Source organism: Sphingobacterium zeae, from assembly GCF_030818895.1.
GTDB lineage: Bacteria > Bacteroidota > Bacteroidia > Sphingobacteriales > Sphingobacteriaceae > Sphingobacterium > Sphingobacterium zeae.
Map to the genome: position 1 here is coordinate 818,650 of NZ_JAUTBA010000001.1, position 18,047 is coordinate 836,696.

General features: G+C 40.6%; 19 protein-coding genes. 5 read left to right on the plus strand and 14 right to left on the minus strand.

All coding sequences use genetic code 11. From position 1 onward, the window contains the following. Positions 1–4: 4 nt before the first annotated feature. Together QE382_RS03470 and QE382_RS03475 are read left to right on the plus strand one after the other, a co-directional pair. Entirely contained in the window at positions 5–553 is a 549-nt protein-coding gene (locus tag QE382_RS03470) for an RNA polymerase sigma factor (protein WP_307184700.1), read from the plus strand. Then, complete coding sequence (locus QE382_RS03475; RefSeq protein WP_307184701.1) at positions 543–1,244, plus strand: hypothetical protein; 702 nt, start codon at positions 543–545, stop codon at positions 1,242–1,244. The genes QE382_RS03470 and QE382_RS03475 overlap by 11 nt, the downstream gene beginning before the upstream one ends. A gap of 71 nt (positions 1,245–1,315) precedes the next feature. Here the strand turns inward: QE382_RS03475 and QE382_RS03480 are convergent, their stop codons facing one another. The 6 genes from QE382_RS03480 to QE382_RS03505 form a co-directional block, all read right to left on the minus strand. Then, on the minus strand, positions 1,316–1,879 hold the full coding sequence (locus QE382_RS03480) for a nitroreductase family protein (RefSeq protein WP_307184702.1): 564 nt from the start codon (positions 1,877–1,879) through the stop codon (positions 1,316–1,318). 122 nt (positions 1,880–2,001) lie between these two features. Further along, positions 2,002–3,264 (minus strand): peptidase T, encoded by a 1,263-nt coding sequence (gene pepT, locus QE382_RS03485; protein WP_307184703.1) that lies wholly within the window; start codon positions 3,262–3,264, stop codon positions 2,002–2,004. A 395-nt stretch (positions 3,265–3,659) separates the two neighbouring features. Further along, entirely contained in the window at positions 3,660–4,496 is an 837-nt protein-coding gene (locus tag QE382_RS03490) for an endonuclease/exonuclease/phosphatase family protein (protein ID WP_307184704.1), read from the minus strand. A gap of 100 nt (positions 4,497–4,596) precedes the next feature. Next, positions 4,597–5,364 (minus strand): glycerophosphodiester phosphodiesterase, encoded by a 768-nt coding sequence (locus tag QE382_RS03495; RefSeq protein WP_307184705.1) that lies wholly within the window; start codon positions 5,362–5,364, stop codon positions 4,597–4,599. Between the two features lie 251 nt (positions 5,365–5,615). Continuing rightward, positions 5,616–6,263 carry an HD domain-containing protein gene (locus QE382_RS03500; RefSeq protein WP_293957070.1) on the minus strand — a complete coding sequence of 216 codons (648 nt, stop codon included), beginning with the start codon at positions 6,261–6,263 and terminating at the stop codon, positions 5,616–5,618. Then, positions 6,256–7,437: a THUMP domain-containing class I SAM-dependent RNA methyltransferase gene (locus QE382_RS03505; RefSeq protein ID WP_307188010.1), complete on the minus strand. Its 1,182-nt coding sequence runs from the start codon at positions 7,435–7,437 to the stop codon at positions 6,256–6,258. The genes QE382_RS03500 and QE382_RS03505 overlap by 8 nt, the downstream gene beginning before the upstream one ends. A 77-nt stretch (positions 7,438–7,514) precedes the next feature. Here QE382_RS03505 and QE382_RS03510 point away from each other — a divergent pair, with 77 nt between their 5' ends. Further along, positions 7,515–7,889 carry a DUF3127 domain-containing protein gene (locus QE382_RS03510; protein ID WP_070570272.1) on the plus strand — a complete coding sequence of 125 codons (375 nt, stop codon included), beginning with the start codon at positions 7,515–7,517 and terminating at the stop codon, positions 7,887–7,889. A 197-nt stretch (positions 7,890–8,086) separates the two neighbouring features. Further along, the gene (locus tag QE382_RS03515) at positions 8,087–8,551 is read left to right on the plus strand and encodes a copper resistance protein NlpE (RefSeq protein WP_307184706.1); all 465 of its coding nucleotides are present in this window, start codon (positions 8,087–8,089) and stop codon (positions 8,549–8,551) included. A gap of 21 nt (positions 8,552–8,572) precedes the next feature. Here QE382_RS03515 and QE382_RS03520 read toward each other — a convergent pair whose 3' ends face one another. From QE382_RS03520 to QE382_RS03540, 5 genes are all read right to left on the minus strand, one after another. Then, entirely contained in the window at positions 8,573–9,574 is a 1,002-nt protein-coding gene (locus tag QE382_RS03520; RefSeq protein WP_307184707.1) for an acyltransferase, read from the minus strand. A 9-nt stretch (positions 9,575–9,583) separates the two neighbouring features. Next, on the minus strand, positions 9,584–10,735 hold the full coding sequence (locus QE382_RS03525; RefSeq protein ID WP_307184708.1) for an MFS transporter: 1,152 nt from the start codon (positions 10,733–10,735) through the stop codon (positions 9,584–9,586). A 100-nt stretch (positions 10,736–10,835) separates the two neighbouring features. Beyond that, positions 10,836–11,333: a fumarate hydratase gene (locus QE382_RS03530; protein ID WP_307184709.1), complete on the minus strand. Its 498-nt coding sequence runs from the start codon at positions 11,331–11,333 to the stop codon at positions 10,836–10,838. Between the two features lie 3 nt (positions 11,334–11,336). Continuing rightward, positions 11,337–12,734, minus strand: a complete 1,398-nt coding sequence (fumC, locus tag QE382_RS03535) for a class II fumarate hydratase (RefSeq protein ID WP_307184710.1) — start codon at positions 12,732–12,734, stop codon at positions 11,337–11,339. A 129-nt stretch (positions 12,735–12,863) separates the two neighbouring features. After that, entirely contained in the window at positions 12,864–13,433 is a 570-nt protein-coding gene (locus QE382_RS03540; protein WP_294348249.1) for a hypothetical protein, read from the minus strand. Between the two features lie 318 nt (positions 13,434–13,751). Between QE382_RS03540 and QE382_RS03545 the strand changes: the two genes are divergently transcribed. Then, positions 13,752–15,362, plus strand: coding sequence for a S41 family peptidase (locus QE382_RS03545; RefSeq protein ID WP_293884019.1), 1,611 nt, complete (start codon positions 13,752–13,754; stop codon positions 15,360–15,362). Here the strand turns inward: QE382_RS03545 and QE382_RS03550 are convergent. The 3 genes from QE382_RS03550 to QE382_RS03560 are packed head-to-tail and all read right to left on the minus strand — an operon-like array spanning position 15,352 to position 18,036. Further along, positions 15,352–16,416 (minus strand): endonuclease/exonuclease/phosphatase family protein, encoded by a 1,065-nt coding sequence (locus QE382_RS03550; protein ID WP_293884017.1) that lies wholly within the window; start codon positions 16,414–16,416, stop codon positions 15,352–15,354. The genes QE382_RS03545 and QE382_RS03550 overlap by 11 nt on opposite strands. Positions 16,417–16,459: 43 nt before the next feature. Beyond that, entirely contained in the window at positions 16,460–17,338 is an 879-nt protein-coding gene (locus tag QE382_RS03555; protein WP_307184711.1) for a rhomboid family intramembrane serine protease, read from the minus strand. Between the two features lie 11 nt (positions 17,339–17,349). Then, complete coding sequence (locus QE382_RS03560) at positions 17,350–18,036, minus strand: rhomboid family intramembrane serine protease (RefSeq protein ID WP_294185316.1); 687 nt, start codon at positions 18,034–18,036, stop codon at positions 17,350–17,352. Positions 18,037–18,047 lie beyond the last annotated feature (11 nt).

Genomic DNA, 18,047 nt, shown 5'->3' on the forward strand with positions numbered 1-18,047 from the left:
GCGCATGAACGAAAAAGAGCTTTTACAACACTATAAAACAAGCGGTAACTTGTCTACACTGGGGAAACTATATTCGCCCTATATGTCTTTGCTTTATGGTGTGTGCTTTAAATACTTACAGGATCCCGATCGTAGTCAGGATGCGGTGATGCAGATATTTGAAGAACTGATACCGAAGCTTCGTCAATATGAAGTCTATAATTTTAAGAGCTGGTTACACGTTTACAGTAAAAATTATTGCCTTATGCAATTACGTAAGGATAAGCGGACGACGCAGGTTGATATTGAAAACAATTTGTTTGAAAGCGAACAAAAGCTAAATGATACCAGTGAAGCGAAGTGGGAAGAAAAGGATTTCGAGAAACTGGAAGGCTGTATGCAAACTTTAAACCGCGAACAAGAGGAATGTGTACGTTTGTTCTATCTCGAGCAAAAATGTTATAAAGATATTGCAGATTTGACTGGATATGATTTGAATAAGGTCAAAAGTGCTATTCAAAATGGAAAGCGCAATCTGAAAATATGTATGGAAAGGAAAGAAAATGGAAAATAATTATCAATTATCACGGATCCATAATTACATCCATGGTTTGATGAGTAAGGAGGAGATGTTTCAGTTGGAGCGTGAGGCCTTGGAAGACCCCTTTTTACAAGATGCTATCGACGGTTACCGATTGCAAAATGGAGTAGATACGCGTCAATTGAGCCTGCTGCAACAACGTCTCAATCGTAGGGTGGAAGATACCGTTGCAACACGGCACGCCCAATATTTCACATGGCAGCGTTTGGCCATAGGTGCAACCGCAGGTGTACTGTTTGTGACTTTATTGGCCCTGCTCTATTTTAAGCATTTTAGCAGTAAAGCGGAGCGTACAACGTATGTGGAATTAAGTGAACCTGAGAACAAGGTGTCTATTCAACCTTTGCTGGATGGGGGCGACGCAACACCGCGCGAAGGCTGGAAAACTTTTGAACAGTACCTCAATCAGAAGTCTGGAGCGCCTGCAGGAGGAGGCGAAATTATTGTCAATTTTACGATCGACAAAAATGGAATGCCCAATAATATTAGTGCCGAAGGGCAACCTGATCATTCACTCTTTAATGAAACGGTTCGCCTGCTACAGAATGGTCCAAAATGGCAGGGAACAAAAGGACGGCTGAAGATCGCTTTTCCTGTCAAAGATGAAAAAAAGCAAGCAAATGTGATTAAACCACCGCATTGTTTTGGAATTGAAAAGAAATAGAGTGCGATATTTCAAATAACAGCCCATTTTTGTAAGAAATGGGCTGTTATTCTATTGGAAAGGAGTACAGTTTATTCTTCCCAGCGAATTTTTTCCTCAATTGGGGTACGGTTCGGTTCACGTGGCTCAGATTGATGATGCCCTAAATAAAATAGACCGATACATTTTTGATTTTCTTCGAGATTTAAGAATCCACCCAAGTGATTGATTAAACCTGGGGTTGCCCAGTATCCACCGATATTTAGCGAGTGCGCAGCTAACCACATGTTTTCAACTGCAGCAGCGGTACAGGCCAGCTCTTCCCATTCAGGAACTTCTCCCGTATAGTTGACAACAATCGCAATGGCAACGTTTGACTGGGTTGCTTTTTTGCCCATCGTTATTTCTGTTGCTTCCGTATATTTCTCTGTTGGTGTTACCGATTTGTAAATACGTGACAATTCGGCGCCTAAACGTTCTAATCCCTCTTTACGGAAGATTACAAAACGCCAAGGTTGTGTTCTTTTATGTGTTGGAGCAGCATTGGCTGCTTCCAAAATATTCAAGATATCTTCTTTGCTGACTTCTTCTTCGGTAAAGGAAGCTTGAAATACGGATCTTCTGTAATGTATCGCTTGTAATACGTCGTTTTTCATTGTTAATTATTTATGCGTGTCTACTTTTTAACTCTATAAATGAACCTGTTGGACTCAGCTATTTGCTCAGGAATTGATATTGTTTTAGGCATACACAATGCCTTTAGCAGGATGAAGTCCAACTATGCTTTCTCTTCCCATAAAGATACGACATGTAGAATTGTTTTAACAGCTTTTTCCATATCTTGTACAGCTACCCACTCTTGTTTTCCATGGAAAGCATGCCCTCCGGCAAAAATATTTGGACAAGGCAGCCCCATAAACGAAAGACGGGAGCCATCTGTTCCACCGCGGATACTTCTTCTTTCGGCTACCATTCCTGCTCGGTTGATGGCTTCCATCCCGATTTCCATAATTTCAGGATGCTGATCCAGCACTTCTTTCATATTACGATATTGTTCTTTTACAACAAAAGTATAAGTACAGTTTGGATATTTCTCCACGATTGATTTTGAAATACCTTCCAGCTCATCTTCATGTTTCTTGAGATTGGCAGTCACATGATCACGTACGATAAATTGAATTTCTGCTTTTTCTACAGAGCCACTGATATGAACAGGGTGTACAAAGCCGTCTTTTTTGTTGGTACTTTCAGGGGAAAGCCGATCTTTTGGTAATGCATCAATTACTGCACTGGCAATTTTGATAGCACTTTGCATCTTCCCTTTGGCAAAACCCGGGTGCACCGATACACCATGAATAGTCAACGTTGCCCCATCCGCTGAAAATGTCTCATCCTCGATGGTACCCGCTCTTTCACCGTCCATGGTATAGGCAAAATCTGCTGCTAAACGTTTTAGATCTGCTTTATCAACACCTCTACCAATCTCTTCATCGGGCGTAAAAAGTATTTTGATATCACCATGTTTGATTTCAGGATGTTTCATTAATAAACGGGCCGCATCCATAATTTCCGCCACGCCAGCTTTGTCATCTGCACCCAATAACGTGGTTCCGCTGGCAGTAATGATATCATTGCCAATTTGATTGGCTAAGTCTGGATGCTCAGCGTATTTGATGACAATACTATTGTCGTCAGGAAGCACCAAGTCTTGTCCCTGATAGTTTGTGTGTACCAAAGGTTTAACATCTTTCCCCGAAGAGTCCGGAGAAGTATCCATATGAGAACAAAAGCAGATAACAGGAACTTGCTTTGTAGTATTGGAAGGAATGGTTGCATAGATGTAGCCATTTTCATCCATTGCCGCGTCTGAAATACCTAACGCTAACAATTCCTTAACCAGTAACTCTCCCAGGTTTTTTTGCTTTTCCGTAGAAGGGCATGTTGGTGAATTTGCATCAGATTGTGTGTCAATCTGTACATAGCGTTGAAATCTTTCGGATACCGAAAAATCACTTATGTTATTGATCTCAAATGTGCTCATTTTCTAATAGCCTTAATGTGATAAGGGTGGTCAAACTTAGATAAATTGCTTTTTATTTGCAATTTAATTTGGTTGCATTTACAAACAAATTATCCTTTATCGGACTGAGCGGATACTCCTTAGCGGCAAACTGACAATTACTGATAGTTGGATAGCTTTTTTCCCCTTTGGCATAACCGAATACCTGTTTTAAGGTATTTGTTTTTCTGCTGCAACCGATAGAATTTCAGCCAACTACGCAGATTGTCTAGTATCGTTGTAGGTAGGCTACAGCGGTTTGGAGATGTCGTGCGGATGCCATATCCCCAAATCACTTCAATTGACGCAATCTAAACGAAAACAGCAGATCCTCATCGGACCTGCTGTTTTTGCGACAGGTTTTTCTTCATACAATATTATTTCCAGGAGAGTGTGGTTGCCACTGGAAAGTGATCTGAAGGGAATTTATTCATATACGTGTCCGTCAGGATACCATATTTTTTAACCTGAAAAGGTTTGGTAATAAAAATATGATCAATGCGGCCTGTTGGTCTGATGCTTTTGCCCCAGCCATTGAAGGAAGAATTAGGTTCGTATTTGAATGCTGCCAATTCATGTACGTCAGTGACTACCTTGCTGTTTGCTAAGGTGAAATAAGCTTCATCCTTTTCATCCACATTAAAGTCTCCAGTTAAAATCAACGGTAAATCTTTGGCAAACTCTTTTGCTTTTGCCAAAATCAATTTGGCACTTTCGGTACGTGCCGTACGACCAATATGATCAAAGTGTGTGTTCATAAAGATAAAGCGTTTTTTGTTGGCCTTATCCTCAAAAATACCCCAGGTACAGATCCGCGGTAGTGCTGCATCCCAGCCTTTATTCGGGTGTTCGGTGTCGGTTGCTGAAAGCCAGAAAGTTCCACTCTTTATCGCTTTAAAGCGATTTGTATTGTAATAAATCGCCGAGTGCTCGCCCTCTTGTGCACCATCGTCGCGACCTACACCCACGTAATCAAATCCGGGAAGGAGTTTTTTGAGATCTTGAACCTGATCAAAAAAACCTTCTTGGATACCAAAGATATCAAAACCATGGTATTTGATCAGATTGGTAAGCGGGACTTTCCGGTCGTTCCACATATTGTCCACATCGACGGTATTTCTTTGACGGATATTATAACTGCCTGCAATAAATTCCTGGGCATAAGATAGAAAAGAAAGGCAGAGCGCTAAAAATAGAAAAAGACTTTTTTTCATGAATAGTTTCGTTTTTAAATGTTGGTGATTTGGTTATGACCACGAAGCCGGCTTTTTGATTAATCGGCTCATTGTGGGGCATAACGATGTTAAAGCATTCTTATTTCTTTAATATACGGAGTAACAGCTCAGGCTCATCCGTTGTAATAAAATCAATATTCTGATTGATTAAATTGGTCATCTCCTCAGCAGTATTTACTGTCCATGCGTTCACTTTCATACCAAGCTGATGTGCGTCTTTTAACCAAGTGCCATTCTTTTTGAAAACCGAAAAGTGATAATCCAGTCCATTTATTCCAGCAGCCTTTACCTCAGCTGGAGATTTGTCACCCGTAAGGTATTGGATATTGGCCTTAGGCGCGAGTTCGTGAATTTTTTGACAAGCCTCAAAGCTAAAGGAAATATAGTCGGTGACTTTCTCTGCCTTTAAGTTTTTGACCATTTCTACCGTCTTTGTGGTCGCTTCAAGCGTACGCTCGACGCCGAGTTTATTAATTTTCAATTCGAGGATAAGACGCAAGCCTTTCAGTTTTTTTCCAGCGATAAGGTATTCTTCCAAGGTGGGAATGGATTCGCCGTTGGGATGCTTCTTTTCTAGAAGTTCCTTATATGTTGCTGTAGCAATATCAATACCATAGAAATCATTGTCATGGTTGACAACCAATATGTTGTCTTTGGTCAGATGCACATCAAACTCGGAGCCAAAAAGCTTGAGATCGTGCGCAGCAGTTAACGATGCAATTGAATTTTGGGGAAGGTGGCTGTTTTTCCATACGCCACGATGTGCAATGGCTTTAGTTTGTGCAAATAATGCCGAGGATGAGATCACCATGGCTAGCGTAAGGCAGCTAAAAATATGTTTTTTCATGCTATAATTATGTATGAGTGTTTGTTTTAAACGTCATAAAGTCTGCGTTTCACCCGTTGATTTATTCCTGTTTTTGAACACATAATCTTAAAGATTATGTTGTAAGCCGCATAAGAGCACCACTGATCATATCATCATCTTGCGAATAATTTTTAAAGCTGACGTTATAGAAAGCAAAAAAGTGGCACTTTTTATCTCCATGTACAAGATCTAAAGTACCACTTTTATATTTAGTAATTGTTAAGTGTAATTTATTTTTTACCATTCCATTCGGCTATAAACTCATCTAGGAAGCTGAGCATATAATCGTGGCGATGTGCTGCTATTTTCTTCGCAGCCTCTGTATTCATCTTATCCTTTAGCAATAAGAGTTTTTCGTAGAAGTGATTGATTGTAGGAGCTTCCGAATGTTTGTATGCCTCTTTATCCTTATATTCCTGCACAGGAATGTTAGGGTTATACATCTCACGTCCCTTATTTCCGCCAAAGCTGAATGCGCGGGCAATACCAATGGCTCCGATGGCATCCAGGCGATCAGCATCTTGTACGATCTCCATCTCTTTCGAATGGAATGACACTTCGCCCAGGCTGGCTTTGAAAGACATGTTGAAGATAATTTTTTTAACATGGTCAATGATCTCAGGCGAAATTTCTAGACTTGCCAAAAATTCTCCGGCAACACGAGGGCCTACAGTTTCGTCGCCATCATGAAACTTACTGTCAGCAATGTCATGTAATAGCGCGGCCAATTCGCAGACCATGACATCCGCCGTTTCATTTTCTAAAATTAACTTCGTATTGTTCCATACGCGTTGAATATGCGACCAATCGTGGCCTGCTTCTGCAAATTTCAATCGGTCTTGCACAAATGCTACTGTGCGCTCAATAATGTTATTCATACAATACTTTTGTTTTTTCGCGAGTACCCTCGTATAATTCGTATTCTAATAATCTACAATCTAATTTACCATTATAAAACTCTATCCTTCGGGATGCACGCAGCCCAATTTTCTTTGCCAAATCTGGGTTCCCTGTAAATATATAGCCTCTATACCCCTTGCACTCCTGCTTCATGAAATCCCCCATACGCTTGTAGGTAATTTCCAGTTTGCTGTGCGTGCCTAGACGTTCACCGTATTCAGGATTGAATAAAATAACGCCACCTTCCTCTTTAGGAACGTGCGTTTCGGCAAAATCGCATACTTCAAATGAAATTAATTGTTCCACACCAGCAGTTCTGGCATTCATCTTGGAAACATTGATCGCTTCTTCCGAAATATCACTTGCAATAATTTGTGGGGCCGCTTTTTTATTGATCTGATCTTTCAGTAGTCTGCGCTCCTGGAAGAAAATAGTTTCATCATAACCGATGAAATGCATAAAAGAGTAATTCATGCGCAGCAAACCCGGTTTCCTGTTTGTTGCAATCAGAGCGGCTTCAATCGCTAACGTTCCGGAACCGCACATCGGATTTACAAATGGCGCATTGCCATCCCATTTGGAGGCCATAATTGTTGAGGCAGCAAGAGCTTCCAGCATCGGCGCTTTTCCAGGGATCTTGCGATAACCATGTTTTGCTAGGGTCTCACCGGAAGTATCGATGAAAATTTCTGCGCGGTCATCTTTCCAATACAGGTGTACAACAGCTTTATTGTTGTCTGGACCTGAATTAGGGCGCATACCCTTTTTTTCCTTAATGCGATCCACGATGGCATCTTTAACCTTTACGTTTGCAAATAAAGGCGTGCTGATTGTTTCATTATCCACATTGGAACTGACCGAGAAGTATCCGTCAAATTGAATGAGTTCTTCCCAGGCAATTTGACTTAATTGTTCATAAAGCTCCGTGGGATTATTGGCTGTAAACTCTTTTAACGAATACAAAATCTGAGATGCTGTACGTAGGTTCAGATTCAGCTTGATCGTATCATTTATACTGACCTTTAATTCTACTCCAGTAGGAAATGCTCTGACAATGTCAAAACCTAACTCTTTAACTTCCTGCTGCAAATAAGGAGATAAGCGCTTATTGCACGTTATAATAACTTTATTGGGGGTGTTGAAAACTTCCATCATATTTTGTACAAAGTTAATTAAACTCTTCCTCAAAAATTGCTTAATTTTACGCTTTAATATTTATTTTTTTGATTATGGAAATTAGAGGAAAAGTACACGAGATAGGAGCGACACAACAAGTGACAGAATCATTCAAAAAACGCGATATGATTGTAGCTTATGCCGAAAACCCACAATTTGTTGAATATATCCGTTTTGAAGCTACACAAGACAGAACGTCAATTTTTGATAACTTAGCGATTGGTGAAGAGGTAGAAGTATCTTTTAATCTTCGTGGTCGTCCCTGGACGAATAAAGATGGCGTAACAACTTATTTTAACTCATTGGTTGCATGGCGTGTAACAAAATTAGGTAATGCTGCTCCGGCACCATCTTCTCCAGGTTACGCAGATATGCCTGCTCCTGTAGATTTGGCGGGTTCATCAGATGATGATGATCTACCATTCTAATCGGAATAGAACTTATGCAACACCCGCGTTAGCGGTAAAATAGATTGTTTAAACTGTAAGCAATATAGTTATCTACAATAAAAAAGGCTTCTTTAAGAAGCCTTTTTTATATTACAGATAGCCTAATACCAACCGCTACTTTTCTTGGCGCTGAAATTGCTTGCTGTTGGATGTTTTTAAATCAAAAAATTACAGCTATGAAATTACCCGTATTCTATTTTTGCTTAGCAGCGATTTCGCTAAGTGCTTGCAATCAAACTTCAAAAAATAGCCAGCATACAGCTGCAGATTCTACTGCACATGAGACTGCGGCAGCAGATAATGCCCATACATCGCAAAATTCGCTGGATTGGCCCGGTACCTACGAAGCTACTATTCCCTGTGCCGATTGTGAAGGAATAAAAACCAACATTACCTTAAAAAGTAACAACACATTCACTATTGTGAGTGAATATATAAATAAAAATTCCAAAGTCGAGGACAGTGGCAAAGTCATGTGGCACAACAACGGGTCTGTCGTTCATCTGACAGGGAAAGAAACCGATATAAAATTAAAGGTAGGGGAAAATAAGTTGATTGGACTGGATCAGGAAGGTCATGAAATCGATGGTCCCAACGCACATCTTTATGTTTACAATAAGGTTGAAGGAGAAAAATTATAAAGTAAAGCGGCGATAACCGAATTAGCCACTGACATATTTGCCATACGGAACTTTTCGGAGAAGATACGTCAGTAAGGCACTCGCCAACAGGGTGAGAACCGTTGCTGCCGGGATTTTCCACAGAATGGATAATGGAAGCAAAGGATGAATATAATTCAGCAATAAAATATGGCATAAGTAAATGCCAAAGCTGTGAATGTCGATAAATTCCCAGAAAGCGTTGAGCTGTTCTGGGAGTTTAAGACCTTGAACGAAGATAAATAAAAAGCCGGCGCTTAAGGCGATATTCGGCGAAAGATAATTGTAGAGTGTCGGATCAAATTCCCCTCGTGACACACTCAGATAATATGTTCCTACAGTAGTCGTCAGACAGCACATCAGAAAAAATGTAAAACTCGACAATTTTACCATTGGGATAGGGTAATTACGTAAGTAATGGCCCAAGACCAAATAGCCTGCATAACCCGAGAAAAAGGTCAGGTCAAAATTAGGTAAGACACTATTAAACCATTTATTCATGAAAAACAACGCTGCAAACCACAATCCCAAAAAGATCTCAAGCTCTCTTTTACTGCAGTTGCCCACAATTTTACGGATAAATGGAACTGCGAGGTAAAGCCCAAGTATCATATATAGATACCAAAGGTGCGCATTCGTTCCTGACTTTAAGCGAATTAACACAATGTTGATAACTTGTGGAAAACCGATGTAGTCAAAATCAATGTAACGAATGAAATAATAGACAAGATAGACGACAGTCCAAAAAAGAAAAGGCGGGACAATTTTTAACAGACGCTTTCGGTAAAACTGTCCCGTGCTTTCGTCTTTCTGTAGCAGCAGTGCGCCTGAGATGATGACAAATAGGGGTACTGAAAAGCGCGCAAAGCCATTGAGCCAATTGGCATAATTCCAATCGAATGACTCCAATTCATTGCTATTCAGATAACCTGAAGAAGAATGGATCAAGAGGACGAGCGCAATCGCCACAATACGTAGTACACTGATATAACTGGTCCTGGTCATTCGATTTTGTTAACTTTTATTGTCGTAAACTTTTAGATATAGGAAGGTTAAAAGTGCTCCAATGGTAGCCATGCCTACGCCGACAAGTGAAGGCGCATTATACGCCAAGCCCAAGGTTATCGGAATTCCACCTAGGAATGCCCCCAAGGTATTTCCCAGGTTGAAGGCAGCCTGACCCCCTGCCGCTGCTAACGTTGCGGCCTCTTTGGAAGCACGGATCAACATCAGTTGTGTCGGCGAACCAATCGTGAAGGACACCAGTCCGGTAATAAAGGCTAAAGGGTACGCTGTCCAGCCCAATGGCGAAATAAAGTAAACCATTACAAGGCATAGCGCCATGGCGGAAAAACTCGCGATTGCAGCTTTGGTCGGGGAGATTGTATCCGCCAATTTTCCGCCGATAAGATTCCCGAAAAACATACCAACACCGATCAGGATCATAATTAGCGGTACCCGATCAGCAGCGATGCCCGATACATTGGTCACTAATGGTGCAATGTAACTGATCCAGGCGAAAAGACCTCCGGTACCGATGGCGATGATCGCCATTAACAGCCAGGCGATTTTTTTATTAAAGAAGTTGAGTTGGCTAAAGATATTATTCCCTTTGGAGGCTTCAATTTTTGGCATCCAGGCATAAATTGCGGCAAAAGTAATTAATCCCAGTATGCTGATGATACCATACGTCAAACGCCAGGAATAATGATGACCGAGGTATGTGCCCAATGGAACTCCGGCTAGATTGGCAATCGTCATTCCCGTAAACATGATGGAAATAGCCTGTGCTTCCTTTCCTTTTGGAGCCAGCCGAGCTGCAACAACAGAACCAACACCGAAAAATGCACCATGCGGAAGCCCCGCCATAAATCGGGAAAGACTGATCAAAAACTGTCCGGGTGCGATACTAAAAAGGCCATTGAAAATAAAAAACAACAGCATTAAGAACAGCAATACCTTTTTTGGAGGATATTTCCCCGTAAATAGGACTAATGTGGGCGCACCGACAACGACTCCTAGGGCATAGAGTGCAATCAGATGCGCGGCTGTAGGGATCTCGATACGAAGATTTTGGGCAATATCCGGCAAAATCCCCATCATCGTGAATTCGGTCATTCCGATGGCGAGCCCGCCAAATGCCAAAGAAATAATTCCTTTGTTCATTGTGTTTTAAGGTTGAGGTTGTACGATAATGGTACGAAGATAATAAATAGATTGTACTAAAAACTACTGATACCTTTTTTGAGGGATACAGGTAATATTTTTAGTTTTTCTTAAAGATGATCTGACGTTGATCTAACCTGCTTTCCAGTACGACCGAATCAGCAGCATGGTATACGACTTTAAACCGGGGGATATACTGGCCGGAAAGATAGCAGCCAGAAATCTTCTGCTTGCCGTTTTCTTTTGTGTAAATACCATCAACAAGGATAGAGTCGCCACGCAAAACATAAATTCCTTTCGCATGTTCTGTCCAGGAACCATTTTTGTAACAGCTATCCGGAATGGTTTGTACTTTATTGTTGACGTGCATGGTGGCATAGACAGAGTCGCAAGTGAACTTGAAATCGGTCAACGTATATTGCATCATCTGTTGCTGTCCTGGAATACTGTCTTGGACCCATTCTCCCTGCAAAAAGGGTGCGCCTTCGCTTTGCATATCCGAATTGAATTTGCAGGCTGTAAAAAAGAAAAACATACCTATGGCAAGTGCCAATAGGTATGTCTTCGTTCGTATATTTTTTATTGAAGTAAAAGTCACAGCTTATTTTAAACTTCCAACCATATCTTCTGGTTTTACCCAAGCATCGAAGTCTTCAGGAGTCACATAACCCAAGCGTACGGCTTCTTCTTTAAGCGTAGTCCCATTTTTATGTGCTGTTTGCGCGATTTCTGCTGATTTGTAGTAACCAATTTTTGTGTTTAGCGCTGTTACTAACATCAATGAGTTGTCTACCAATTCTTTGATGCGTTTGTAATTCGGTTCAATACCTGCAGCACAGTGTTCTTCAAATGAAACACAAGCATCCCCCAAAAGGCGAGCAGACTGCAAGAAGTTTGCCGCCATCAATGGTTTAAATACGTTCAGCTCATAATGGCCCTGTGTTCCACCAATGGTGATCGCAACGTCATTACCCATTACTTGTGCCGCAACCATCGTCAAGGCTTCACATTGTGTCGGATTAACTTTACCTGGCATAATTGACGATCCTGGTTCGTTCTCAGGGATCAAGATTTCACCGATACCTGAACGTGGGCCAGAAGCCAACATACGGATATCGTTTGCTATTTTATTTAAGGCTACAGCCAATTGCTTTAATGCGCCGTGTGTTTCAACGATTGCGTCATGAGCAGCCAATGCCTCGAATTTGTTTTCAGCGGTGACGAAAGGAAGTCCTGTAAATTCAGCAATATATTTGGCAACCAGTACATCATAACCGTTTGGCGTATTCAATCCTGTACCTACAGCAGTACCTCCCAGTGCAAGTTCAGATAAATGCGAAAGTGTATTTCTCAAAGCTTTCAAACCGTGGTTCAATTGAGCAACATAACCTGAAATCTCCTGACCTAAAGTTAATGGAGTAGCATCCATTAAGTGTGTACGGCCAATTTTAACGACATTTTTAAACTCCTCCGCTTTTTTAGCCAAGGTGTCACGCAATTTTTCTACGCCTGGAATGGTCACTTCTGCCACAGCTTTGTAAGCCGCGATATGCATTCCAGTAGGGAAAGTGTCATTCGATGATTGTGATTTGTTTACGTCATCGTTTGCTTTTAACACAGGCTCACCCTCACCAATTTTATGTCCAGCCAGCACTTGCGCACGGTTTGCCACAACTTCATTCACGTTCATATTGGATTGCGTGCCCGAACCTGTCTGCCAGATAACCAATGGAAATTGATCATCCAATTTGCCCGCTAAGATCTCATCACATACTGCAGCGATTGCATCCCGTTTCTCCACAGATAATACACCCAGCTCGTGGTTAGCATAAGCGGCTGCTTTCTTTAAATAGGCAAAGCCTGCGACGATTTCGTGTGGCATGGACGCTGCTGGTCCAATTTTAAAGTTGTTGCGTGAACGCTCTGTCTGTGCACCCCAGTATTTGTCTGCAGGTACTTGAACTTCACCCATCGTGTCTTTTTCAATTCTGAATGACATAGTATGTAAGTATAAGTAAAACGTAAAATTAAAAGTACATGCGCAAAGCACATCATACATCAATCACAAAGTTACAGGATAATACAGTAAAGAACAAGGATTAAGAATAAAACACCCAATAAGCAGATCTTAAAAACCAAGACGTTTTGTCAAGGATTCATTCACATGGTAGAATACCTGTTTCGGTTTTAATGTCCGCCAAGCAAGCGTATTTAAACCACCACCAAAATTAATGTAATAATCTATATTCTGTTGTTGGAACTCTTCGATCACATGTTCACGGAAACCAATGCCTGCAATCCAGCCATCCTCAATATCCTGAAACCATTCCTCATAGTATGAGTCGTCTGAAGCATGAAAATTCAGCACATTCTCGCCGATTACAATAAAATATTTAATGCCTTGACTGATCAAAACATCAATAATTTCTCGCTTGAATAACATAATATCATTGTAGATGGCATCATTCCATTCACCAATCAGTTCGATAATACAATAGTGTTTCTCATAGTCCACAAACAGTATTTTTAAATATAAAGTAAGCGAACCAAATTCATCCCATTGTGGGTGCAAAAGAAAATTATAGACCTGTTTGTCAAAATCGAATTCACTATAGATCGTGCCATAAAAGGGCGATTGTTCATCATCAGCAGCAATGTAATAATCCCGCCAATTGTAATAAGGTTCGATTTCGTGCATACCAGTTGAATCTTTTTCGATTCAAACTAAGATAAATTTACGCGGATTTGCAAGTTAAATTGAGGCATAATACTGTTTTGAGCAAAATATCGGGAAAAAGTCCTACGGCTTGCTCTTCAAGCCATCGAAAGTTTGTGGGGGTGGAATTGAACGGACGCATGGCACGGACAGGCTGTTCTACACCACACAATGGATTTTTTATTTTTAATGTAAAAATATGGTTCACGTACTCGTTTAACCGAATAAACTTATTATTTTTGATCAGGTAATGAATGTTGAATAATTTTTCTCTTCTTCGATAATTCAGGAAGATTTCCCATGCAGAAAAGTATTAAAAGAAATATTTTTGTAGCCGCTACATATGCTGCGGTATTGCTTCTCGGCTTGCTGTTGGGACAAAATTATGCTGAAGAGCAAGGAAGTAACCAAAAAACAACCTTTTCAAGTTTACGCTCCAACGGTAATTCGGATAAACTGCAGTATCTCATTCAATTAATTGCTGAAAATTATGTCGATAACGTCAGTATAGATACCGTTCAGGACGAAGCCATTGAGCATGTAGTTTCTCGCTTAGACCCTTTTTCCTCATTTTTGAAACCAAATCAAGTGCAGGCCAAGCAGGAGACACTTGAAGGAACATTTGACGGTATTGGAGTAGAATATTTTCGTTTGAAAGATACCCTCCTCGTTGTTGGAATGGTTGCTGCAGGCCCTGCTGAGAAAGCAGGAATGCGTATTGGTGACCGCATTTTAAAGATCGGAAATAAGGACCTTGTCGGAAGAAAAGTGACCGAAAATGAAATAGAAAAACTGATCCGTGGAAAGAAAGGAACAGCGGTATTGATTTCCATTCAGCGTAATGGAGTGGTATTGAGCAATCCAATAAAAGTGATCCGTGATCAGGTCAATGTTTCAAGCTTAGATGCATCCTATATGATCGCTCCCAAAACAGCTTATGTTAAAATTCGAAGGTTTGGACATAAGACAGCAGACGAATTCAGGCAGTCACTCATTGACTTACGAAAAAGTGGAGCGCAGGATCTTATTTTAGATTTACGTAATAATGGTGGTGGGTTTGTGCACACTGCAATTGATCTAGCGGGGCAATTTTTTCAGGAAAAAAGACTCCTGATGTATACCGAAGGGGCCAATGAGCCACGTCAAGATTTCTATTCCGAAAAACCTGGCGAGTTTGGTGATGGCCGTGTCATTGTGCTGATTAACGAAAGCACTGCCTCAGCAAGTGAAATTGTGAGCGGCGCTCTTCAAGACCTCGATCGGGCAACAATCGTCGGCCGGCGGTCGTATGGCAAAGGTTTGGTACAAGAGCAATTTGATTTTTCAGACGGTTCGGCAATCAATTTGACCGTGGCACGTTACTATACGCCACTTGGAAGATGTATTCAGCGAAAATATACACGTGCCAATTTTGATGCATCAAAATACATGACAGGTTTCGATCTTTGGACCATGGATACTGAATTTAGTCAAAAAGAAATGTTTACAACCAGCAAAGGGAAGCTTGTGTTTGGTGGTGGCGGTATTCTTCCCGATGTGACTATCCCCATTGATACCAATGAGACCAGTGCCAAATACCGCGAAATTTTTCATTCCAATGCAATCGAAGAGTTTGTTTATGATCGATTCACAAAACAGCTGCCCGCATATTCTATCGAGAATTTTATAAGCGGCTACCATTTGCCAGCGGCAGAATTTGATCTATTTATTTCATATCTCAATAGCCAAAAGCGTATTTCGGTGACGTCCAGAGAAGCTAAAAATTTACATGATATCATTCAATCCGATATCGAAGCATTAGTAGGACGCTATTATTTCGGCCGTGAAGCCTACTATAAAATCAAAAATAGAAGAGATAAATTTATTGAAATAGGACTTAAAACATTAGGTTATCAGATGCCTAAGGTTTAAGCCTAAGATCAGACCATACCGGGTAGTGATCTGATAATTTCTTTTTGACGATCTGATAGTTCATCACCTCAAATTTCTGACTTGCAAAAATATAATCAATCTGAAAGATCGGTAAAAGGGCATGATGCGTCACACCCCAACCATTGCCTTTCTCCTTAAACGCATTGTACAAACCATCTCCAATCAGATTGACCGAGTAGCTCATTGGTGTATCATTGAAATCACCTACGGCAATATAAGGATATTGACATTCATTCATATGCTTCTTTAACGAATGTGCCTGTTCACTCCTCAGTTCGAAGGCATTCTTCAGTTTGCGACTCAGTCTACGTGTTCTTGAATTATCCAACTCATTAGTATTGGATAAATTCTGAATAAACTCTTTGTCTTCATTTTGAAGCGCAAAAGAACGGAGATGTATATTGTAGATGCGAATCAAAGTATCCTGTTTTTTAACATCGACATAACTGATTCGATTGATCCCGTAATCGTTGTCTCTTATAGTGCCTGAATCATAAATCGGGAATCGTGAAAGGACAGCCATTCCATAGGCCTCGTAATCATTTTTAGAGCTTGGTTCAAAGAAAAAGTAATCGTAGCCGAGCTTATCTTTAAACTCTTCCGAGAAAACGTGCTTTCCCTTAATTTTACTTATATATTCCTGAAAACAGATCACATCTGGAGATATACTGTCGATAATGCGAACAACATCGGCTTTAAAGTTTTTTTTCTCATCGTTTACCTTTTTGAATAAATGTGCATTGAAGGTCATGATGCGCAGTGTACGTGTTTCCGACGAGACGGGTGCATTCTCTTTGCGAATATTCCAGTGTTTAGTTAGAAAAGGCCATCCAATGAGGATCGTTACGAGTGAATAAAAAGCGATTTTTCGCTTCCGCAGTAGCCAATAGAAAATAAAACAAATGTTTATAATAAGTATAGGAAAGTAGCCTAACCCCATAAAGGCTATAGGCCAAAAGGATTTAGGATTGATGAAAGTCGCCGAATAGCTCATCAGCAAGGCAATGATCGCAAGCATATTTGCCAGGAACATTGTTTTACTTATAAACCCCAGTTTTCTCCTTAAAAATGTCCTTCTATCCATCAACCTTATCGCCACTATTGCTCGCCCTAAAGAGCGTTTCTTTTTCGGGATTCGTTAGACTGTCGTAGCCAGAAACAGAAATTTTATCTAAAATAGCATCGATTTCGGCCTGATTGGGCAAGTCATAACGATGTTTCCGATTTGTATGTATGTTAGTACCTACAACGACTTTCATTTTTGTAGGTTTATTTTGCTTTTTCTGGAATATTGTGGACCAGTCCATCCCCGATTTTAATGCATAGGTGAATCCCATCCCAAATAGGATGACGGCGAAGTATGAAATGGCCGCGGGCCGGTTTGTCAGGGTGAGGGCCAGGAATTCTAACCCAAAATAAATGATGGCTATTAATTTTAATTTAATATTACCAATAAGCAGTAAGCGTAATTCGTACTTGGGAACTAACGTAACAATAGCGGCCAATACCGCTGCCAGAGGGAGCGATCCGCCCATGAGCTGTAGATCGCTGGACATTGGAAGAAGCGATCCGAATCCCACGTAGAGGATTCCGCCGAATAGCCAAGAGGTGATATAAATAAATAAAAATTGCCTTTTGTTTAAGAAAGTAAAAAAAATCTGACCGACCCAATAGAGCCATAAGCTATCGAAGAGTATAGTCCAAAGTTTTACATAAACAAAATTCGATGTAAACAAAGACAATGGCTGTTCAAAAAAACTTGAAAAGCTACTTGGTAGGCTCAATTCTCTTACTAAAGGGTCCAAAAGGCTGTGCGAAATGATCTTTAACTCAAAGAGCAGATCCAAAAAATAAATGAGGACAAACAAACAAGCCTGAATACTGATCACTAATGGTACTGGTGATCCAGTTTTATAGGTTTGTCTCCAAAAATCTTTTAGCCCAATGTTATTCATTTTACACGATATTAATAAATTCCCTTTCTAACCTTCCACAGTTTAAGGAGTAGATAGCCGAATAGCGCTCCTCCGACGTGAGCCAGGTGAGCCACAGAATCTCCGGGCCGCGACAAGCTCATATAGATTTCGATAAGGATAAATCCACCGATCATGTACTTCGCTTTGACTGGTACAGGAATAAACAAAAATTGCAGCGGGATGTTTGGGAAAAGGTAGGCAAATGCCAATAGCACACCATAGATAGCCCCTGAAGCACCTAGCATGGGAATAAGGTATGTCAAAGCTTCGTTATTCCCGGTATTTGCCAAGGAGATAAGCTCGTTCCCATTCATACCATGGAGAGGAGCAAAAGAACCCGTCGCATTGTAGAGCTGTAAACCATTCACGGCGGTATAAAGAAACCAGGCGCCGATTCCTGATACCATATAGAAATTTAAAAAACGTTTCGATCCAAGTACCTGCTCAATCATTGGTCCAAACATAACCAGCGAAAACATATTGAAGAAGATATGGCTAATATTGTTTTTATCATGCATAAACATATGCGTGATGACCTGCCAGATTTTAAAATAAGGCGAGTCTGGATAATAGACCGCAAGATAATCATATGCTACAGGTACAATTTGCGATCCAATATAAAATACAATATTGATGATCAATAAATTCTTGATAACAGGTGTTAATTGTGGAAACATATATTTTATCT